The organism is Flavobacterium urumqiense, assembly GCF_900108015.1.
Taxonomy (GTDB): domain Bacteria; phylum Bacteroidota; class Bacteroidia; order Flavobacteriales; family Flavobacteriaceae; genus Flavobacterium; species Flavobacterium urumqiense.
The window spans coordinates 1-23,265 of the sequence record NZ_FNVP01000011.1; the positions used below are offsets into that span (position 1 = coordinate 1).

Annotated in this window: 16 protein-coding genes; 13 read left to right on the forward strand and 3 right to left on the reverse strand. The window is 33.5% G+C overall.

Features of this window, described 5'->3' with window-relative positions; translation table 11 throughout:
* Nucleotides 1-183: 183 nt before the first annotated feature.
* Entirely contained in the window at nt 184-462 is a 279-nt protein-coding gene (locus C4S35_RS12495; protein ID WP_104000495.1) for a transposase, read from the reverse strand.
* 94 nt (nt 463-556) lie between these two features.
* A complete protein-coding gene (locus tag C4S35_RS12500; RefSeq protein WP_104000496.1) occupies nt 557-6,946 on the reverse strand; it encodes a PAS domain S-box protein in 6,390 nt (2,129 codons plus the stop codon).
* A 176-nt stretch (nt 6,947-7,122) separates the two neighbouring features.
* On the opposite strand from C4S35_RS12500, the gene C4S35_RS12505 reads away from it, so the two are divergent.
* The 5 genes from C4S35_RS12505 (at nt 7,123) to C4S35_RS12525 (ending at nt 13,474) form a co-directional block, all read left to right on the forward strand.
* The gene (locus C4S35_RS12505) at nt 7,123-8,436 is read left to right on the forward strand and encodes a TolC family protein (protein WP_104000497.1); all 1,314 of its coding nucleotides are present in this window, start codon (nt 7,123-7,125) and stop codon (nt 8,434-8,436) included.
* 4 nt (nt 8,437-8,440) lie between these two features.
* A complete protein-coding gene (locus tag C4S35_RS12510; RefSeq protein WP_104000498.1) occupies nt 8,441-9,523 on the forward strand; it encodes an efflux RND transporter periplasmic adaptor subunit in 1,083 nt (360 codons plus the stop codon).
* Between the two features lie 180 nt (nt 9,524-9,703).
* On the forward strand, nt 9,704-12,895 hold the full coding sequence (locus C4S35_RS12515; RefSeq protein WP_104000499.1) for an efflux RND transporter permease subunit: 3,192 nt from the start codon (nt 9,704-9,706) through the stop codon (nt 12,893-12,895).
* Nucleotides 12,896-12,971: 76 nt separating this feature from the next.
* Nucleotides 12,972-13,277: a hypothetical protein gene (locus C4S35_RS12520; RefSeq protein WP_104000500.1), complete on the forward strand. Its 306-nt coding sequence runs from the start codon at nt 12,972-12,974 to the stop codon at nt 13,275-13,277.
* Between the two features lie 11 nt (nt 13,278-13,288).
* Complete coding sequence (locus C4S35_RS12525) at nt 13,289-13,474, forward strand: YgaP family membrane protein (protein ID WP_104000501.1); 186 nt, start codon at nt 13,289-13,291, stop codon at nt 13,472-13,474.
* Between the two features lie 101 nt (nt 13,475-13,575).
* On the opposite strand, the gene C4S35_RS12530 is transcribed toward C4S35_RS12525, so the two are convergent.
* Nucleotides 13,576-15,729 (reverse strand): catalase, encoded by a 2,154-nt coding sequence (locus C4S35_RS12530; protein ID WP_104000502.1) that lies wholly within the window; start codon nt 15,727-15,729, stop codon nt 13,576-13,578.
* Between the two features lie 790 nt (nt 15,730-16,519).
* On the opposite strand from C4S35_RS12530, the gene C4S35_RS12535 reads away from it, so the two are divergent.
* The 8 genes from C4S35_RS12535 to C4S35_RS12570 all read left to right on the forward strand — a co-directional run bounded on the left by C4S35_RS12535 (nt 16,520) and on the right by C4S35_RS12570 (nt 23,245).
* On the forward strand, nt 16,520-16,975 hold the full coding sequence (locus C4S35_RS12535) for a MarR family winged helix-turn-helix transcriptional regulator (protein ID WP_104000503.1): 456 nt from the start codon (nt 16,520-16,522) through the stop codon (nt 16,973-16,975).
* Nucleotides 16,976-16,983: 8 nt separating this feature from the next.
* Nucleotides 16,984-17,616, forward strand: a complete 633-nt coding sequence (locus tag C4S35_RS12540; protein ID WP_104000504.1) for an NAD(P)H-dependent oxidoreductase — start codon at nt 16,984-16,986, stop codon at nt 17,614-17,616.
* 46 nt (nt 17,617-17,662) lie between these two features.
* A complete protein-coding gene (locus C4S35_RS12545; protein ID WP_104000505.1) occupies nt 17,663-18,229 on the forward strand; it encodes a YceI family protein in 567 nt (188 codons plus the stop codon).
* A 318-nt stretch (nt 18,230-18,547) separates the two neighbouring features.
* A complete protein-coding gene (locus C4S35_RS12550; RefSeq protein ID WP_104000506.1) occupies nt 18,548-19,948 on the forward strand; it encodes an anthranilate synthase component I family protein in 1,401 nt (466 codons plus the stop codon).
* A gap of 94 nt (nt 19,949-20,042) precedes the next feature.
* Nucleotides 20,043-20,609, forward strand: coding sequence for an anthranilate synthase component II (locus tag C4S35_RS12555; protein WP_104000507.1), 567 nt, complete (start codon nt 20,043-20,045; stop codon nt 20,607-20,609).
* A 103-nt stretch (nt 20,610-20,712) separates the two neighbouring features.
* Nucleotides 20,713-21,699: an anthranilate phosphoribosyltransferase gene (gene trpD, locus C4S35_RS12560; RefSeq protein ID WP_104000508.1), complete on the forward strand. Its 987-nt coding sequence runs from the start codon at nt 20,713-20,715 to the stop codon at nt 21,697-21,699.
* A gap of 106 nt (nt 21,700-21,805) precedes the next feature.
* A complete protein-coding gene (gene trpC / locus C4S35_RS12565; RefSeq protein WP_104000509.1) occupies nt 21,806-22,594 on the forward strand; it encodes an indole-3-glycerol phosphate synthase TrpC in 789 nt (262 codons plus the stop codon).
* A 306-nt stretch (nt 22,595-22,900) separates the two neighbouring features.
* Entirely contained in the window at nt 22,901-23,245 is a 345-nt protein-coding gene (locus tag C4S35_RS12570) for a hypothetical protein (protein WP_104000510.1), read from the forward strand.
* Nucleotides 23,246-23,265 lie beyond the last annotated feature (20 nt).

The following is a 23,265-nucleotide window of genomic DNA, read 5'->3' on the forward strand; positions in this document are numbered from 1 at the left end:
AGCCATAAAATGGAGTATTAAAATACTGTTGGTCTAGTAATTGCATTATTTTCAAGTTCTCTAAACTTTCCTGTTTTGCTTTATAATAAAGACCGCCACGATGAATTTCTAATAATCGACATTGTTTGACAATGCTCAATTTATTTTGGGTATCGACCATTTTCAATCGCTCACTGATCGATACTAACCCAGACTTTTTTTTAAAAAGTCATTCTCCAAAGTCAACTGACCGATTCGAGCATAGAGTTTCTCTGTTGGAATTTCATCTTTGGCAACGACCGTTTTTTCTGCAGAAAAAACCGCAGAAAGATTCCGTATGGCTTCCGCCTTCCACATTGAAATTTGATTGGGCAGCAACTCGTATTTTTTTGCTAATACCTCGATGGTATCTTTCTCTTTTAAGGCTTCCAAAACAACTTTGGCTTTGAAGTCTTTTCCGAAGGTTCTTCTTGTTCTTGACATATTAGTGCTAATTTAAGGTTTTTATTCCTATCTAAATTAGTTGGGATATATTGTCCGAATTTTGGGGGTCAGCATAAAACAAAATTTAAATAAATTATTTAAATAACCATTTGTGCAATAACTTTTCTAAATCAACTTGAATAATTGGTTTTGGCAAATAATCATTCATTCCAACTTTTAGACATTTTTCTTTGTCACCTGTCATAATTCCGGCTGTAATTGCAATTATTGGAATATCTTCAGAATCTTTTAATTTCCTGATTTCGTCAGTCGCTTCATATCCATTTTTATTAGGCATTTGAATATCCATTAAAATAATATCAGGCTTCTCTTTTTTATATTGCTCAACAGCTTCGTTGCCGTTTTTCGCTTCAAAAATAATACAATTTAAAATTATTTTTTTGATCAGCGTTTTTGCTAAAAGCATATTAATCTTATTATCCTCAACAATTAAAACCTTTTTGTTACTTAGGATTTCTGAGGAAGTAAGGGCAAAACTATCTTCTGCAAGAATTACTTCTAAATTTAAAATTTTTTTATGTTTAGATTTTTTAAATTTAATTTCAAAGAAAAAATCGCTACCATAACCGTACTTGCTGATTAATTGCAATTTACTATCCATTAGTGCTAACAACTGATTAGAAATAGCGAGGCCTAATCCTGTACCCCCAAATTTTCGATTTGTGGAATTATCTTCTTGTACGAAAGAATTAAATATTTTTTCAGTATTAATTACTCTAATTCCAATACCGGTATCTTTTACAGAAAATCTTAAATTTGATAAATTATTCGTTGAATTGGCTACCTCAGTGATATCCAGTCGTATTTCACCAAAATGGGTAAACTTTAATGCATTACTCAATAAGTTTACCAATATTTGTTTTAATCTGACAGAATCGCCTAGTATATATTGAGGTACTTTTCCATCAATATTTAGTAACAAATCTATCTTTTTTAAAGTGGCTTGGTATTTGAATAAATCAACAACTTGACGAGCCAATTTACGCAAATTAATTTCCTCAATATCTAATTCTAATTTTCCAGATTCAATTTTAGAAAAATCCAAAACATCATTTACGATATGCATAAGTGAAGTAGCCGATTCATTAATAGTGGTCATATATTCCGCTTGAATTTTTTTAAGATCGGATTTCATCAACAAATGGGTAAATCCAATAATTCCATTTAATGGAGTTCTAATTTCGTGACTCATATTTGCCAGAAAATCCGTCTTCGCTCTATTTGCAGCTTCCGCTTGTTCTTTGGATTTCAGTAATTCAATTTCTAATAATTTACGTGTTGTTATATTCATGAAACTAATCACAATTTCAGTAATAGCACCTTTTTTATCCAAAACAGGAAAGCCGTTGCATAATAACCAGATAACATTCTGTTTTAAGGGTCTGTTTACACCAATAGTTACGTTTTTAAAAGCTTTTTTATCAGCAATAATTTGGTTAACGGGGTATTTTTCAACAGGCATTGCCGTAAAATCTTCATTCAAAAAGGACCAGGCAGGATCAAAAGCTTTTTTCCCTTTCATTTTATCAACATCCAATCCAAACAATTCAGCTGCGATACTATTACTGATAATTATTGATGTATCAGTCGCATGAACAACAATACCAGCCTCAAGGTTATTCAATAATCCTCGATAGTGTTCTTCACTTTTAAACAATGCTAAATCATTTTTTTTAGATTCACTAATATCTCTGGAAAGACATATAAAATGAATTCCATGATCTTCACTTTCTTTCATAGGAGCAATAGAAAGTTCAAACCAACGTATTCCATTCGGCAATTCCAAGGTATATTGCCTTCCATTTGAAAATCCTTTTACTGAAGCTTCATGTAATGCCGACATAATTAAATTTGAGGCCGCAGCGGGTAGTACTTCGGTAAAGGTTTTTCCCAAAAATGCATCTGGAGGCATCGCGTAAAAATCATTATTGGGGGAATGATAATTATAAATATGACCTTCAGCATCTACTTCAAATAACATATCAGGTATTGCCTCAAATACACTTTCGAGTTTTTCATGCATTTTCAGCAAATCCTCTTCCGCTTTTTTTAGGTTCGTAACATCTAACATTGAACCAATAAAACGGATTGGTTTTCCTGATTCATCTCGTACAATTGCTGCACGTTCATAGAAAAAACCATAACTTCCATCTCTTTTTTGAAAACGAAATTCATCTGTCCAGAAAATTGAATTTCCTAAATAGGCCTCTTCAATATTTTTTATAACTCTTTCGCTATCCATTGGATGAAGTCTGGATCTCCAAATAATTTTGTATTCATCGATTGAAAAATCATCGTCATCATCATAGGTATTTATAAGCTCCTTAAACACTTTATTGTGCCAACTTTTACCGGTTATGAAATCCAACTCAAATATTGCATCGTTCGTAGCCAATGAAATCATTTCGAATCGATCGTTTGCAACTTTAGTTTTTTCTTCTGCTCTTTTACGCTCTGTAATATCTAGCATAGATCCAATGTAGCGAATTGGTTTTCCTGACTCATCTCTAATAATGGCGGCACGATCATAAAAATCACCGTACGTTCCATCCGCTTTTTGAAAACGAAATTCATCTGACCATGCTGTGGCAGACCCTCTGTATGTTTCCTCTAACTTTTTGATAACGCGATCTCTGTCGTCAGGATGAAGCTTAGATCTCCACATGGCTTTGGAATCACTTTTATTGCGCTCATTATGATTACCAAAATTAAAAAGTTCTACAAATGTTTTATTGTTCCAACTCCATCCAGTCCGTAAATCAACTTCATATATGGCGTCGTTTGTTGCAATGGAGATTCGCTCAAATCGCTCACTAGCAATTTTAATAATTTCTTCGGCTTTTTTTCGCTCAGTAAGATCAATTCCCATTCCTAAAAGGCATTTTTTGCCTTCGTACTCTAATACTAATGAATTAATATAATAGGGAATTTTGTTATTATTTTTGGTCAAAAATTCAACTTCAATACCGAGTGAATTTGTTTTAAAAACACTTTTTATTCTTAATTTAACTTTTTGTTTTTCTTTTTCATCATAGAAATCTAAAGGATGCATTTGAGCGATTTCATTATGATCGTATCCTGTAACTTCTTCAAAGTGCTTATTCCATTTTACAAATTTCCCTGATTTATCATAGAGATAAAAGACACCCGGCAAATTATTGATTATGGTTTCTGAAAGCTGTTTTTCTTTTAAAATTAAACTTTCAGTAATTTTACGCTCTGTAATATCTGTAACAGTCCCAATGTAACCTATCGTCTCATTTTTAGAATTTTTTTCAGGAATAGCTTGTCCCATAACCCAAGCAATCGATCCATCATCATGAACAAAACGATATTCTGACAAGGAAATTTCTTGCAGAAAAGTTGCTTTTTCCCAATCATTAAAAAGTAATTTTTTATCATCATTATGAACAGCAGCAAGCCAACCGTTTCCCAAAGCCTCCTCAAAAGATAAACCCGAAATTTGACACCAACGGGGATTAACATAGGTGGTGAACCCATTTATATCAGCACGAAAAATTCCTACCGGAGATACTTCCGTAAGCGTATGATATCGCTCTTGACTTTCCAAAACGGCCTCCTCTGCCTTTTTGCGTAAAGCTTCTTTTTCAAAATTCTCTAACGCAAAAGCTACATCACTTGTTGCTTCTTCTAACAGTGCAATTTCTTCGGAATCAAAAAAGTTTTTTTCACTGGCATAAAAAGAAAAAATTCCAATAACCTTTCCGAACTTTTTTATTGGCACCGCAATTAACGAAAAGTAACCTCGTTCTAAAGCTTCTTTTTTCCAAAGCAACATCATTGGGTCATTCTCAATATCATTACATACCACATATCTGGCTTCCCTAACGGCAATCCCACAAGGACCTTTACCCTGCGAAACATCTTCTGTTGAAATCATTTTTATTTTAGCAAGATACCCCCTATCTTCGCCTACAATCATTCTTGGAACTACTTTTTTAGTATTTTCATCTACTAAGCCAATCCAAGCTAACTTAAATTTCCCTAATTCAACCGCTATTGTACAGGCCTCTTTAAAAAGAATTTGTTCATCAGTTGTACGAACAATCATTTGGTTTATCTGGCTAATAAATAAATAGAGTCGATTTGCTTTAATAAGTTTTTTTTCGGCCACAACCCTTTCGGTGATATCGGTAATTATTCCGTGACAAATTACAGTTCCTTCTGATTCTACTTCTGGTAAAGAATTAACATCATGCCAGACCAATCCTTTTATTGGATGCAGATAACGGTATTGAACTTTAAGTGGAACTAATTTAGATTTCGTTATTTTAATACTTTCCATCACATGACCAATATCATCTTGATGAATCAATGCGAAAATGGCATTTGAATCATTTTTAATGTCTTCATAAGTGAAACCGTAAATTTCTTCAATCGCATCACTAGCATAAGGATAACTCAATGAGTCGTCTTTATTTTGACGCATGGAATAAATTAAACCAGGTGAAGTAGCGGCAATTTTAATAAACTTATCTCTTTCTTCTCTTAAGATTTCAATGGCTTCTTTTTGTTCAGTGACCTCTCTTAAATTAGAAACAATGCCATTCACGCTGCTATTATCCAATAGGTTATTTATAACGCCTTCCAGCCAAATATAATGCCCTCTTTTATGTTGGACCCGAAATAAAACTGGATTTGGAACTTCAGGATTTTCAAATGTTTTTTGAATTGCCTTATCAATGTAATCTATATAATCTGGATGAAAATAGTCTTTATTAGAAATTTTTTTTAATTCTTCATTTGAATATCCGGTTATTCGCAACGAAGAGGGACTTCGAAATAAAGTCTTTAAATTTTTATCAAGTACACTAATAATTCCTTCATTGTTTTCAACTAATGCTCGAAAACGTTTTTCGCTTTGTTCAATTTTTTCCTCAGATCGCTTCTTATCTGATATATCCCTGAAAAAAATTGATAATCCATCATAAGAAGGGTAAATATGGTTTTCAAACCATCTGTCATTTGGTGCATAATACTCTTCTAAATTAATATATTGCTGCGTTTCTATTGCATGATAATATGCTTCAAAGAACGGGTGATTCACCTTCTCTGGAAATTCAGTCCAAATGTGTTTCCCTATCATTTCCTCCGGTTTTCGATTAAAAATCTCACCCGCTTTTTTATTCATGTACGTATAACACCAATTATTGTCCAATGCTACAAAAGCATCGGAGATGCGATCAAAGGTTTTGGTAAGTAAATCTTTTGTTTTTTTACTTTCTGTTATATCTTTTACAAATCCTAGAAAACGATTCTCGGAAAGTTGCACAGCCTCAACAGACCACCATTTAATCTCTCCATTTTTATGAATTGCTTTGATTTGTTTTTTTGCTATTCCATTATCTAAAAGATTCTGGAACTCTTTGAAATAATCTTCAACAGAATCTAACGTTGATAAATCCCCAAACTTCATTGTTAAGAGCTCCTCTTTTGAATATCCCGTCAATATAGTTGCACCGTGGTTAGCTTCTAAATAATTTCCTTTTTCATCCAAGACAAAAACTCCATCCGGTGCACATTCAATATAATTTTTAAATTTAGTATTACTTTCTTCATCAATCGCTTTTAGTCTATAATCAACTACTGCTTGCTCTTTCGCTTTAACCGCTACTTCAATTTGTTTTTTTAAAGTAAAATCTTGCGTATTACCCCTAATACCAAATACAATTCCATTATCATCTATTAGCGGAAAAATAGTTTGGTTCAACCACTTTACTTTTTTATTAAAAAAAGTGGCACTTTGTTCTATTTCAAAAGGTTTTTTATCAATGATTAATTGCGTTATTTTATTTTGAAATAACGTTTTATCTTCTTTAATAAAATTATTTAAATATTCTTGGAATAAATTTTGATATTTCTTTTTTTCAATTTCAAAAATAGCATACAATTCATTAGACCAAATTATTTCTTTTGTTCTAAAATTGAATTCCCAAGTGCCCATTTTTGCATTTTTTTGCACAAGGTTTACTAATTTTTTACTTTTAATTAATTTTTCTTGGGTATTTATTGTCTCTGAAACATCTCTTCCAATTGCATAAATATTTTCGGAAGACATACTGTTTGCAGTCCATTGAATAGTTACAAATTCACCATTCTTTTTTAGGAATCTATTCTCATAACTTATTGAATTCTGTCCCTGTGATAACCGCGCAATTTCCTGCGTGGTTTTATCGAAATCTTCTGTATGAATAAAGAAATTGAGTGGTGTAGTAAGTAATTCCTTTTCAGAGTAACCGAATTTTTTTATAAACTCTGGGTTTATTTCTTTGAAATAGCCATCAGTGCTTATTGTACACAACAGATCATTTGACTCCTTAATAAAAAACTTAAAACTAGCGAATGCCTCTTCTTTTTTTTGTAATCGAATTATTTCTAATTCTTGTTTTTCTGTTTTTTTGAGTAATTCATCATACGTTGGTTTAGCCTTATTTATACTCATAAAATTGTCAATAAATTTGTTGTACACGCTAAATATAATAAAATAAAACAAGAAATTGAATTAGGTGCATTATTATAAAAAAACATTTAAATCTTCAATATTATTCAACTGTGACTTTTGTTACTGTGTAAGGATTTATCACCTAATATCTTTGCTGTATTAATTAAAGAAAAATTATGAAGAAAATAAATTTAATACTGATCTTAGGAGCATTTTTGATTTCTACTTTAGGATTTGGTCAAGACACGTTGACTATTTCTAAAAAGGATATTTGGAAAAAGGCTTCTGATAAAAACCTGCTTATCAAAATAGCTAATCAGGACTTCAAATCGGCACAAGCAGATTACAGACAATCTAATTCGTTATTCCTACCAAGTATTTCGGCATCGCATACAGCTATTTCAACAACAAATCCTTTGATGGCTTTTGGTTCCAAATTGAATCAGGAAATTTTAACGCAATCGGATTTTAATCCAGACTTATTGAATAATCCAGCAAGAACGAAAAATTTCGCTACTAAAATTGAAATTTTACAACCGTTAATCAACGTAGATGGATATTACGGAAGACAAGCTGCAAAAGCAAAAATGCAGGCTTTTCAACTGCAAACGGAGCGCACCAAAGAATATTTGGAACTGGAAGTCAGTAAAGCTTTCATGGAATTGCAATTGGGTTATAAATCGGAAAAAGTTCTGGAAAAAGCCAATACGACTGCTACAGCCAATTTGAAATTGATAGAGAACTATTTTAAGCAAGGAATTCTTCAAAAAACAGATTTGCTTTCGGTTCAGGTTCGTGTAAATGAAATTAAAAATCACTTGCAATACGCCAAAAGTAATGTGCAAAACGCTTCGGATTATTTGGGGTTTCTTTTAAATGAAGATACAGCAAATAAAGTATATAAACCGATTGAAGAATTGGAAAATGCAATTGTTATTGAAACGTTCAACACGACACTTTCCAGTAATAGAAAAGACATTCAAGCAATAGATAAATCATCTGAAGCTTATGCAAAAATGGTACAATCAAGCAAAATGAATTTCTTACCAAGGTTAAATGCTTTTGGAAGTTATGAATTGTATGATAATAAACTTTTTGGAACCAATGCCAAAGGATATTTGATCGGAGCGCAATTGTCATTGAATGTTTTTGACGGTTATAAATCAATTGGAAAAATGGAGAAAGCGAAAGCGGATTTCCAAAAATCAGAAATGGAAAACCAACAATATAAATCCAAAAGCCAATTGGAATTAAGCAAAACCAACCGCCAGTTAAAAGATGCTGAAAACAAAGTAAATCTTTCCAAATTAGCATTAGAACAATCACAAGAAGCTTACAGAATCCGAAGCAATCGTTTTACGCAAGGACTGGAAAAAACGACTGATTTATTGCAAGCAGAAACCCAAATGTCTCAGAAAGAACTAGAATTCCTGCAAGCTGTTTTCGAATATAATTTTACTCAAGAATATTTACAATTTTTAACTAAATAAACACATGAAAAAAATATTTATCCCAATACTGACTGTAGCCCTGATCCTTTTAACTTCCTGTAACGGAGAAAAGAAAGAGGCTCCTGCCAAAGAACTTGCCATTGCCGTGAAAGTAAGCGGGATTTCGTCCAATGACAACAGTCCATTTGTAACGGCAAGCGGAAAAATTGAAGCCGAAAACAGTGCCAATCTCAGCACTAGAATGATGGGGTATGTCACCAAAATTCATGTACAGGTAGGACAAAAAGTAGGTGCCGGACAATTATTAGTCAGCATCAACAATACTGATTTGCAAGCCAAAAAAGCACAAGTCGATGCCAGTATTCATCAAGCGACTGCTGGTTACAGCAACGCTAAAAAAGATTACAATCGTTTTGTAAATTTATTCAAACAACAAAGTGCCTCTCAAAAAGAACTCGACGATATTACAGCACGTTACGAAATGGCGAAAGCAGGATTGGAAGGAGCCAGACAAATGCGAAACGAGATTTTAGCTCAGTTTTCGTATTCGAATATTACAGCTCCGTTCTCGGGAGTGGTGACCAATACTTTCGTAAAAGAAGGTGATATGGCGAATCCCGGAATGCCTCTAGTAAGTTTGGAAGGCGCTTCAAAATTACAAGTAACGGCGATGGTTTCTGAAAATGATATTGTAAGTATAAAAAAAGGAATGACTGTCAATGTTTTGGTAAAATCATCTAATGTCACACTGACCGGAAAAGTTAGCGAAGTGAGTATTTCGGCTGCGAATACTGGAGGCCAATATTTGGTGAAGGTAAATTTAGATAAAACAGATGCATCAGTTTTATCAGGAATGTTTGTAAATGTGCAATTTCCTGTTGCAAACAAAACTCAAACGGTTGAAACTAATAGAATTTTAGTGCCCGAAAATGCTTTGGTAAAACAAGGACAACTAAGCGGGATCTACACGATTGCAACTGGAAACATTGCCATTTTAAGATGGTTACGAATTGGGAAAACGTTTGGCAATCAAGTAGAAGTTTTATCTGGTTTATCCGCTAATGAGCAATACATTGTTTCAGCAGATGGAAAGTTGTATAACGGAGCTTTGGTTCGTGTTCAGTAATAAAGTTTAAGGTTTAAGGTTTAAACCAAAAAACTGAAAATCTATAAAATAAATGTCATTGTTAATTCCGCGTGAGGGATTGAGGCGGCATCCTTTTGTAAAGCGCAGCGGAACAAAAGATACAGCCGAAAGCCCGACCCGACCTTTTTGGGAGGGTCACGCCCAAATAAATAAAAGAAAATGCAAGAAGGTATTTCAGGTAAAATAGCCCAATTTTTTATTAACTCAAAACTGACCATTTTGCTGATGGTGGGTTTGATGATTATTGGAGTTTATAGTTCGTTTCTGATTCCGAGGGAAGAAGAACCGCAGATTAATGTTCCGATGGCCGATGTAATGGTGGGTTATCCGGGAGCGAGTCCTACTGAGGTGGAAAGTCGTGTGGCCAAACCATTGGAGAAAATTATTTCGAATATTAAAGGAGTGGAACACGTGCATACGATGGCGATGAACGGTCAGGCGATGCTGATTGTGCAGTTTTATGTAGGTCAGGATGTGGAGCGTTCATATGTTAAATTGTACGACGAATTAGCGAAACACGAAGATATGTTTCCGAAAGGAGTATATAAACCGATGGTGAAAACACGTTCTATTGATGATGTTCCTATGTTGGGAATTACGCTTTGGAGTGCTAAACAAGATAATTTTCAGCTGCGCCAAATAACCGAAGAAGTAACATCGGAGATTGAAAAAATAAAAGATGTGGCGATTACCAAAGAAATTGGTGGCAGCAATCGCGAACTGAAAATAATTCTCGACAAGGATAAAATGGCCGAAAATGGCGTGGATGCTTTGGGAATTATGCAAATGATACAAGCCAATAACGGAAGTTCACAATCAGGGAGTTTTGTACAAAATGACCAGGAATATTTGATTACTACAGGTCAGTTTTTATCGAATGCCGAAGATGTAGAAAATTTAGTGGTTGGTGTAAATAAAAACATGCCAGTATATCTGAAACAAGTGGCGAAAGTGCAAGACGGACCGGCTACGCCCAGAAGTTATGTGTCTTTTGGCTATGGCAAAGCCAATGAAAAATTCAAAACGGCAAAATCAGAATATCCTGCCGTCACTATATCAGTTGGTAAAGTTAAAGGGGCAGATGCAATGAAAATTTCGGAGAAAATAATTGCGAAAGTAGAACAGCTAAAGAAAAATTTAATCCCGACTGATGTTCATGTTGAAATCACCCGTAATTATGGGGAAACAGCCTCGGATAAAGTAGGCGAATTATTGTTGCATTTGGGAGTGGCGATAGTAGCAGTAACTATTTTGGTGATGTTAGCCATGGGATGGCGCGGTGGATTGGTCGTGTTTTTCTCGGTTCCATTGACATTTGCACTTACCTTGTTTGCTTATTATTTATTGGACTATACGTTGAATAGGATTACCCTTTTCGCTTTGGTTTTTGTTGTGGGAATTGTGGTCGATGACAGCATTATCATTGCCGAAAACATGCATCGACACTTCAAGATGAAGCGACTGCCCTTTAAACAAGCGGCTATTTATGCGATAAATGAGGTGGGAAATCCAACGATTTTAGCAACATTTACTGTTATTGCGGCTATTTTGCCAATGGCTTTCGTATCCGGAATGATGGGACCATATATGAGTCCGATGCCAATTGGTGCTTCGATTGCAATGATTTTGTCTTTGTTTGTGGCTTTGACTGTAACGCCTTATTTGGGATATCATTTGCTTCAGGAAAAAGACGATCAAAAACACAAAGAATCTGAAGGATTAGAAACCAGTCGTATTTATAAATTGTACAACAAACTGGAACGACCATTCTTAGAAAGCAGTACAAAAAGAAGAATACTACTTGCCGTTACTGTTGTGTTATTGTTTGGTTCTGTTTTGATGTTTTTCACGAAATCAGTAGTGGTAAAAATGTTGCCCTTTGATAACAAAAATGAATTTCAAGTCGTGATTGACATGCCCGAAGGAACAACATTGGAGCGAACTGCAGCGGTTACCAAAGAAATTGCTCAGTATTTATCCACCAGAGCAGAAGTAGTCAATTATCAGAATTATATTGGAACCTCTGCTCCTATTACATTCAACGGATTGGTACGTCATTATGATTTGCGTGGCGGAAGCAACATGGCGGACATTCAGGTGAATTTATTGCACAAAGAAAACCGTGATATACAAAGTCATGCAATTGCCAAAGCGATGCGTCCTGCCATCCAGAAAATTGCTAAGAAATATGGCGCAAACGTGAAATTAATTGAAGTACCACCAGGACCGCCTGTATTGTCAACCTTGGTTGCTGAGATTTATGGTCCAAATTATAAAGACCAGATAAAAGTAGCCCAACAGGTGAAAACTATTTTGGAAACTACTTCGGATGTTGTGGATATTGACTGGATGGTTGAAGACAATCAAACGGAGTATAAACTAGAAGTGGATAAAGAAAAAGCGATGCTGAATGGAATTGCTCCGCAGCAAGTGGTTGGGAATTTGACGTATTTACTCAAAGAATATCCAATTTCTAATTTGTATGATGAAAATTCGAATGATAATGTGGGAATTGTTCTTTCGCTTGACGATAAAGACAAAACGAGTTTACAGGACATTCAAAACCTAAAAATTAAAGGAAGCCAGGGAAATATGATTCCCGTAAGTGATTTGGTAAAAGTAAAAACGGATACATTACAAAAAACCATTTACAGAAAAGACCAGAAACGTGTGGTTTATGTAACAGCTGATATGGCTGGAGCATTAGAAAGTCCGGTATATGCGATTTTAGGAATGAGTGAAAAATTGACTAAAATGAAAGTCCCAAAAGGATACAAAGTCAATGAATTGTACATGGAGCAACCCACGGATGAAAGTGATTTTACTGTAAAATGGGATGGGGAATGGCAAATTACTTTGGAAGTATTCCGTGATTTAGGAGTTGCCTTTATGGTGGCCATCGTAATCATTTATATGTTGATTGTGGGCTGGTTCCAAAACTTTAAAACACCAATTGTGATGATGCTCGCTATTCCGCTATCCTTAATCGGGATTGTGTTTGGTCACTGGTTGTTAGGTGCTTATTTTACAGCTACTTCTTTCATTGGAATGATTGCATTAGCTGGTGTTATGGTAAGAAACTCGGTTTTACTGATTGACTTTATAGAAATCCGACTGAATGATGGTGTCGCATTAAAACAAGCGATAATCGAGGCTGGAGCTGTGAGAACCTCTCCTATTCTATTGACAACTGGTGCGGTGGTTATTGGAGCTTCCATCATATTATTTGATCCTTTGTTTCAGGGATTGGCTATTTCCTTGGTGTTTGGAGCAATAGTTTCCACTATTCTAACATTGATTGTGGTACCATTGATTTATTATATAACGGAGAGAAAGAAATGGGAAAAATAAAAAATGGTGCAACGTTTAAGGTTTAAAGTTGTAAAATCGGAACCTTAAATTTAAAAATTTTAAACAAAAAACAAACATGAAACTACTGATTATTACCGCAGTCATATCATTTGAAAAAGACATCAAACAAATGCTGAAACAAGCCCATGTAAAAACCTTCACCTACAAAGAAGTTAAAGGCTTTAATGATATTTCTGAAGAAGCAATTGAAAGCAATTGGTTTTCAACAGAATTAAATGAAACTGAATCGATATTATTTTATGCTTTCGTAAAAAAAGAGAATATAAATGCACTATTTGATTTGTTTACTGAATTCAATGAAAAGCTAAAAACGTCATCCAAAATACATGTTGCCGTTCTAAATATCGAAAAATCAAATTAAAATAAAGAATTATGAAAAACAGAATTGTAAGAGCCGTAGCCGGCAGTTTTATATTAATCAGTTTACTTTTGGCAATCTATGTCAACCAAAATTGGTTATGGTTTACCGCTTTTGTAGGAGCCAATTTATTACAGTCTTCTATTACCAAATGGTGTTTGATGGAACAAATACTCAATAAGTTGGGGGTAAAAGATTAATAATACACTTTAAATTTAAAATATAGAAAAACCGAAATGTAAGTTTCGGTTTTTCTGTATATAAATAATTTTTTTTTAATGGGAACCAAATCAAACTGCATTTATAATTCTGTTTCACGATTCCAGAAACGGTGATTTCCCATAGCATCTATAAATTCTTTTGTAAAATTTTTATCGTTAGTTTTTGAATTAATAATAATTCCATATTCTTCATTTTTATCTACTTTATCATCGATATGGGTTTTACCCAATATTTCAATTTCATCAGCACCTATGACTTTGCAATGCTTGTAAGCTTCATTGATAAATTCGATAGCTTCAACATTGGAATTTAAAAAACCAGCATTTTTTCCGCCGGGAATATATACAGCATCAAATAAAACAGAAGCGGCAATTAAGAAACTCTGATCAACCGCAAGTTCATTCCCTTCGCTAGTTTTTATAGTCCCTAAATGCGGTGCTATAATTTTTGCAGTGGCGCCCGCTTTTTCTAATGCGGTTTTCATTGCATTAATTGATGCTTGATGAACTCCTTCTGAGCATAAAAACGCCACTTGTCTTGTCGCAATTGTTTTAGACAATGTTTTGTTTTTAATCATACTCAATGCATCCGATGATTTCACACTTTGGGTAACTTTTTTTGGCTCATATTTTTGTTTGTCAGCATTCGCTCCAACACCATGATTTATTGGTTTCTCCGGGCTGCTCGGAACTTTAAGTCCCAGGCCTTGGGCAACTTTATCAGCTAATGTTTCATCAATTTGCGATAATAAACCTAACATTCGGGTTTTTATGGCAATGGTTTCTAATTTGCCCAGTTCAAAACGCAATGCTTTTATGATATGATTTTTTTCAACTTGCGTTTGGCTGTTAAAGAACAAGGTTGCCTGGCTAAAATGATCCGAAAAACTCTCGCTGCGGTCCCGTACTTTGTGAGCATCAATCCTTTCGTTGAAACTGGTAAAACCACCTTCATCAATTTTTGCCTGAAAAGGACAACCTCCACCAAGAGAATTGGGGTGATAGCTTACCCGACCTACATTAATTTCCTGACGCATGTGACCATCACGCTGATTATTGAACATAGGTGCAATAGTTCTGTTGATAGGAATTTCATGAAAATTAGGGCTTCCTAAACGTGATAATTGGGTATCGGTATAAGAAAATAAACGGCCTTGTAATAAAGGATCGTTTGTAAAATCGATTCCTGGCACAATATGACCCGGGTGAAAAGCGACTTGCTCCGTTTCTGCAAAAAAGTTGTCTGGATTGCGGTTGAGGACCATTTTTCCAATTAGGGTAACCGGAACTAATTCTTCAGGAACTATTTTAGTTGGGTCTAATAAATCAAATTCGAATTTATGTTCATCGGCTTCGGGAATAATTTGAACGCCTAATTCCCATTCCGGATAATTTCCATTTTCGATGGCTTCCCATAAATCCTGACGATGAAAATCCGAATTTTTTCCAGATATTCTTTGGGCTTCATCCCAAACTACGGCATGCGTTCCTAATTTTGGTTTCCAATGAAATTTCACAAAATGGGATTCATTTTTGGCATTTATAAAACGAAAAGTATGCACACCAAAACCTTCCATCATGCGCAAACTTCTTGGGATTGCCCGGTCTGACATTACCCACATAATAGTATGCATGGTTTCTGGCATCAAGGAAATAAAATCCCAAAAAGTATCGTGAGCAGAAGCCGCTTGTGGCATTTCGTTATTCGGTTCCGGTTTTACGGCATGAATTAAATCTGGGAATTTTATGGCATCCTGAATAAAAAACACAGGCACATTATTTCCAACTAGATCATAATTGCCTTGCTCTGTATAAAATTTAACTGCAAATCCTCTGATATCACGTGCTAAATCCGTAGAACCTCTTGATCCTGCAACAGTTGAAAAACGGGCGAAAACGGGCGTTTTAAGACTAGGATCCTGAAGGAATTCTGCTTTAGTATATTTCTCCATAGACTCATAAACCTGAAAATAACCATGCGCAGCTGAACCTCTTGCATGCACAATTCTTTCCGGAATTCTTTCATGATCAAAATGGGTTATTTTTTCTCTTAAGATAAAATCTTCCAATAACGAAGGTCCGCGTTCGCCTGCTTTAAGGGAATTAGTATCATCATTGATTTTTAAACCTTGGTCGGTTGTCATAAACTGATTAGTACCATCGGATTTATTTAATTTCAAATCCTGCTGTTTCTGATTTTCAGAATCATCTACGTTTTTTTTGGTGTTTTTCATTTTAATAGTTTATTGGTTTTTACACTTTCTAACTTTCAATAAATTTACATATAAAAGATAAAAAAAAATTACATAATTCTATTTTAAATTTATAACATTATTGAAATTTAAAATTGTAATAGTTTTATTTACAATAACTTATGTTTTTTATTTAGATTTTAAAATCCTTTTCTCAAGGAAAATTTAATGCCGAAAATAGTACTGCACTTCACAATAGAAATTACTTTGGCAACAAATGTTTTTAGATAAGAAATGAACTAAAAAACTGTGTCAATTTCATCGCATTGACTACCTCAGCAGTATTATTAAAATAGAAATAAACCTCTTTAATTATTTTGCATTTTTAATTAATATGAAATTACTATTTTTTAAGAAGATGTTGCATTTTATTATGGAATCAATTCCTTAGTTAATAAAAAGTAGACGGTTTTACCCGCTTTATTTAGCCGCATTTTCGTCTCAACATTCTGAAAAAATTCACTTATTTAGAAGTACTATTTTTTTTGAATTTAAAATCCCTGTTTTTACTTCCAAAATATTTACGATATCTATTATGACTTTTGTTATATGAACAGATTCGTACTTTGTAACCTGAATACTGGAATCTCAAAAATAAATCTAATTTTATATTTGTAACTAACAGTCAAGGAGCTGATTTACAGATTTAAAGCCTGAAAATTTAAATACTTTACAGTTTTACAAAGTTATTTTTTTGTTAAAACATATAACATTTGTATATACAAATAAAAAACATGTTACATTTGTATCGACAAATGAGATACGTAAAGGCATGAAAATTGAAGATGAAATAAAAAGTACGATTGCATTGGACATTTCAAAAAAAATTATTTTGAATGTTTTGTATACACAAAATGTAATTATTGATAATTTTAATGATATACTGAAACCGTATGATATATCTGGCGAACAATATAATGTTTTACGAATATTGAGAGGTCAGAAAGGCAGTCCTGCAAATATGTTTGTTATTCAAGAACGTATGTTGGCAAGAACGAGTAATACTACTCGATTGGTAGATAAATTATTACTAAAAAATCTTGTTACCAGAAATGTTTGCCCTGAAAACAGAAGAAAAATTGAAGTTTTAATTACACAAAAAGGCTTAGATGTTCTCAACGAATTAGATCCTAAAGTAATTGAACACGAAGAATTTTTTTCTAACAATTTGAGTTCACAAGAAGCTGAACAATTAAATAGTTTATTAGAAAAATACAGAAATAAATAACGATCATTATGAGTACATTTTTAGAACACCAAAACTGGCGTTACGCCACCAAAAAATTCGATACAACAAAAAAAATAACAACTGAAGATTTAACTGTATTAAAAGAAGCAATTCGTTTAAGTACCTCTTCCTACGGTTTACAGCCTTATAAAATTATTATTGTTGAAAATCCAGAATTAAGAGCGCAATTGCAGCCAGCGGCTTGGGGACAATCTCAAATTGTTGAGGCTTCTCACCTAATTATTTTTGCAAATGAAACTAACATTGGTGATGAAGCAATTGACAGTTTTTTGAAAAACGTAAGTGAAACAAGAAACACACCTGTTGAAGCATTGTCTGGTTATGGTGACTTTATGAAATCTAAAATTTCAACATTGCCTGCAGAAGAAAAAAATATTTGGACAGCTAAACAAACCTACTTAGCTTTGGGGAACTTGATGAATGCAGCCGCCGAACTGAAAATTGACGTTACTCCGATGGAAGGTTTTCTTCCCGCTCAAGTTAATGAAATTTTAGGATTAGACGAATTAGGTCTTAATGCTTGTCTAATAGCAACTTTAGGTTACAGGCATGCAGAAGATGCTACACAACATTACAAAAAAGTTAGAAAATCGAACGAAGACTTATTTATTACATTATAATTACTAATTCAAAATCAAATATTAATCCATTATCAAAATAAAAAAAATGAAAAATTTAAAATCAATTGCATTAGCATTAGTGGTAGTTTTATCAACTTTATCAGTAACAGCTCAAACGAAAAAAGTAGATGCTGCAAACAGTTCAATAAATTGGATTGGAAAAAAAGTAACAGGACAACATAATGGAACTGTTGACCTTAAATCAGGTACATTAGTTTTTAAAGGAAAAAAATTAGCAGGCGGAACTTTTGTTGTTGATATGACTTCATTAACTTCTACAGACCTTAAAGGGGAATACCAAGGAAAATTAAACGGTCACTTGAAATCAGAAGATTTTTTTGGAACTGAAAAATTCCCAACAGCAACATTAGTTTTCAAAAAAGTAACGGTAAAAGCTCCAAATGTTTACACTGTAACTGGTAATTTAACAATAAAAGGAATAACAAACCCTATTACTTTTGATCTTGCAACAACAAAAAATACTGCTGCAACTACATTTAAAGTGGATAGAACAAAATACGATATCAAATATAATTCTGCAAGTATCTTTAGTACTATTGGAGACAAAGCAATTTCTGATGATTTTGAATTAGCAGTAGCAATGAAATTCTAATATTTTTTTAAAAAAAATTTATGAAACCCCATCAAGAGATTGTTGGGGTTATTTTTTTAAAAAATTTATTTAACAAAAAAGAGCTAAATCAAATGTTTTTTTCGTTTTTTATATTTGAATAATCAAATTACATTTATATCTTTGTAGTAATGAAAACAATTACAAACAATACTTGGTGGTGGAACAATTTACGTCAGACGTCGTGAACAAAGCTTCCATAGTATTACTAACTATAAATATAAAAGGCTTGTCATCACGACAGGCCTTTTTTTTTGTGCCCATTTTATCACTATCACACAATACTAAAATATATATAAATTGAAGCCTTTTAAACTAAACACAAATTATAAGCAAATACTTGCCGATACCATTACTCCGGTGAGTGTATATCTCAAAATTCGCGATAAATTTCCTAATAGCTTATTGCTGGAAAGCAGTGATTATCATGGAAGTGACAACAGTTTTTCTTACATTTGTTGCAATCCGATTGCTTCTATAAAAATAGAAAATGAAATTATTCATAAAATATTCCCTGATGGAAGTTTTGAGAAAATTACAATTGATTCGACTACTGATATTCCAGCAGTTATTCAAGAGTTTTCGAGTCAATTTAAATCGGAGAAAAATGATTTCAAGTTTATCAATAATGGTTTATTTGGCTATATTTCCTATGATGCCGTTCGTTATTTTGAAACAGTAACTATTACTAAAAAAGACAATAGTATTTCTATTCCTGATGTTTATTATGCCGTTTACCAAAATATAATAGCCATCAATCATTTTAAAAATCAAGCGTATATCTTTTGTCATAGTTTAGATGGAAGAAACAACATTTCGGAAATTGAGCAGTTATTGCAATCAAGAAATATTGCTTCCTATAAATTCTCTAAAAAAGGAGACGGTTTTTCTAATTTGACAGATGACCAATTCATGCATAATGTGGCTTTAGCCAAAAAACATTGTTTCCGTGGTGATGTGTTTCAATTAGTTTTATCCAGAAGGTTTACCCAAGGTTTTAAAGGGGATGAATTTAATGTTTATAGAGCATTGCGAAGCATCAATCCTTCACCCTATTTATTCTTTTTTGATTATGGTGATTTTAAAATATTTGGTTCTTCGCCAGAAGCACAAATTATTGTAAAAGATCGTAAAGCTGAAATTCATCCTATAGCAGGAACTTTCAAAAGAACGGGCGATGACGAAAAAGATGCCGTTCTTGCCAAAGAATTAGCAATTGATAAAAAAGAGAACAGTGAGCATGTAATGTTGGTGGATTTAGCCAGAAATGATTTGAGTAGAAACGGACATAATGTAAATGTCGAAAAATATAGGGAAGTTCAATTTTTCTCGCATGTTATTCACTTGGTTTCTAAAGTAACGGGACATTTACATGAAAATGCAACAACGATGCAAGTGGTAGCCGATACTTTTCCTGCGGGAACATTAAGCGGCGCTCCCAAGCACAGAGCGATGCAACTGATTGAAGAATACGAAAAAACAAACCGTAGTTTTTACGGTGGAGCCATTGGTTTTATGGATTTTGAAGGCAATTTTAATCACGCTATTATGATTCGTACTTTTCTAAGTAAAAATCATCATTTACACTCTCAAGCTGGAGCAGGAATTGTTGCCGGCTCCGATGAAGAAAGCGAAATGCAGGAAGTCTATAATAAATTGAGAGCCTTGAATGCGGCTTTGGATTTAGCGGAAACAATATAAAATAATTTAAAAATTCAATAATTTTAGAATTTAAAGATTGCTGAAACGTTAGAATTTTTCAATCTTTAAATCTTTCAATTTTTCAATAATAAAAATGAAAAAAATACTAGTCATAGACAATTACGATAGTTTCACTTATAATTTAGTGCATTATCTCGAAGATTTAAATTGCGAAGTAACCGTTTACAGAAACGACGAATTTGATATTGATGAAATAGCTACATTTGATAAAATACTACTTTCTCCCGGACCTGGTATCCCTGATGAAGCAGGATTATTGAAAGATATAATTAGAAAATATGGTCCAACCAAAAGTATTTTTGGTGTTTGTTTGGGTCAACAAGCAATTGGCGAAGTTTACGGAGGAACACTTTCGAATTTAGATAAAGTATATCATGGTGTCGCAACGATAGTAAAAACAGTAGTAGATGACGAGCTTTTATTTGAAGGATTAGGAAATGAATTTGAAGTAGGACGTTATCATTCTTGGGTGGTTGACACCAATTTACCAGATGTTCTGGAAGCTACTTCATTCGACGAAAATGGACAAGTAATGTCGTTGCGTCACAAAACGTATGATGTTCGTGGTGTACAGTTCCACCCTGAAAGTGTTTTGACTCCGAATGGGAAAAAGATATTAGAAAACTGGATTAAATCTTAGTAGTCAGTGTTCAGTCGCAGTAATCAGTCGACTAAATTTAATTAACATTATTCAATACCAAATTTTGCGTCTTTGAGCCTTTGTGGCAAAAACAACCTAAAAAATGAAAAACATATTAAACAGATTAATTAATCACGAAATACTTTCGCAAGAAGAAGCAAAAAATGTATTGGTAAATATCTCTAACGGGAGTTATAACACTAGTCAGATTGCTTCATTTCTTACCGTATACATGATGCGAAGCGTTAGTATAGAAGAACTTTCTGGATTTCGGGAAGCGTTATTGGACTTGTGCATCCGAGTGGATTTATCCGCTTACAATACTATCGATTTATGTGGAACAGGCGGTGATGGAAAAGACACTTTCAATATTTCAACCTTGGCTTCATTTGTGGCTGCGGGAGCAGGAATAAAAGTAGCAAAACACGGAAATTACGGCGTTTCTTCTATTTCGGGTTCCAGTAATGTGATGGAGAAATTAGGAATCAAATTCAGCAATGACAATGATTTTCTGGAGAAATGTATCGATAAAGCAGGAATTTGTGTTTTACATGCGCCCTTATTTCATCCAGCCATGAAAAATGTAGGACCAATTAGAAAAGAATTGGCTGTAAAAACATTCTTCAATATGTTGGGACCAATGGTAAATCCTTCGTTTCCCAAAAACCAATTGGTAGGTGTTTTCAATTTGGAATTAGCCAGAATGTATGCGTATCTGTATCAAAATACAGCTGTGAATTTCACCATCTTACATTCGATTGACGGCTATGATGAAGTTTCCTTGACAGGACCTACAAAAACAATTACTAGTTCTATGGAAGGAATGCTAAATCCAGAAGATTTTGGTGTTCGTCTTTTGCTGCAAAGCGAAATAGAAGGTGGAACTACTATTGACGAATCCTCTCAAATGTTTACCAATATCATTTCTGGAAAAGGTACTGAAGCCCAAAATAATGTGGTTTGTGCCAATGCGGCCATGGCCATTGCAACGGTTACAAAATGTTCTCCTTTAGAAGGATTTCAAATAGCAAAGGAAAGTTTATTATCCGGAAAAGGACTTGTAGCTTTGAAGAAATTACAGAATATGTAAGCCCCCCAACCCCCGAAGGGAGAGTTAAAAAATAACAAAAAAGTATAATAAAGAACTCAATGAGGTCCAACAGTTCCCCCTTCGGGGGTTAGGGGGCTAATTAAAAATGAACATCCTAGATAAAATTATAGTTGACAAAAAAAGAGAAGTAATTCTCAAGAAATCTATCATTCCCGTTTCGCAATTGGAAGCTTCTGTTTTTTTTGAAAGAAAGACTATTTCTTTGAGCGATAATTTAAAAAACAGCACGTCAGGAATTATTGCTGAACACAAACGTCGTTCGCCGTCCAAAGCAGAAATAAATTATAGTTTTACGGTGGAAGAAGTAACTAAAGGCTACGAAAATGCTGGTGCTTGTGGAATTTCGGTATTGACGGACGGAAAATATTTTGGTGGTTCGCTAGACGATTTACTTTTAGCAAGAGCCACAGTAAACATTCCATTATTGAGAAAAGAATTCATTGTTGATGAATACCAAATCTTAGAAGCCAAAGCACATGGAGCCGATTTAATTCTACTTATTGCAGCAGTTTTAACGAGGGACGAAATCAAATCTTTATCTGAATTTGCTAAAAGTTTGGGATTGGAAGTATTGTTGGAAGTTCACAATCAGCAAGAATTGGAAAAATCAATTATGCCCACATTGGATATGATTGGTGTAAACAACAGAAACCTAAAAACATTCGAAGTGAGTTTGGATTTCAGCAAGCAATTAGCAGCACAAATTCCAGATGATTTTGTAAAAGTTTCCGAAAGCGGGATTTCATCTATTGAAGCTATTACTGAATTAAAACCATACGGATATAAAGGTTTTTTAATTGGAGAAAACTTTATGAAAACGGATAATGTCGGTAAAGCGGCAACGGAATTTATTTCGAAATTAATATTAAATTAATCTATTTACAGGTTAATTAATGAATAAAATAATAGTATGCAAAAATTACTTCTATTTCTTTTTTTTGTAAGTTTTACCTCATTTTAACAAATTAGGTATTATAAAATTAATTATGACGATTTACCCCAATCAATTGAACTTATAGAAAATGATAATGGCAAATTCATTGGAACTATAAATACGGAATTAGATAAGGGCAATTGGGATATTACTTGGTTAAATAGAACTTGGAGAAAGCTTTGGAAAATAGAAAACAAAAAAAAATCTATTGTTGATCCAATAAATGAAGAGTTAGTTAAAAATTTAATGAACCAATTAGAAAAAGACGGAATTGAAACAATTAAAAATTGTAAAGATGATGTCAATTGTAATAACATTGGTTTTCTTGATGGTTCAAGTACATCCTTTAAAATTAAAACTAAAAAAAATGACCGTGAATATTATTTCAGTGAAATATATCCAATTTTAAAAGATAACATAGAAACTAATGAGATTAGAAAAAAAGCACAAAATATCATAACTACATTGGACAAATTTATTAGCCAAAAAGAAAGTTTTTCCAATGCAATTAAACAATTACCAAGGGGTAAATACTACTATTTTAGTGGTATCTCCATTTGCCGAATAAATAATAATAAAAAGAGGAAATAAGTAACATTATTGAGAAATAC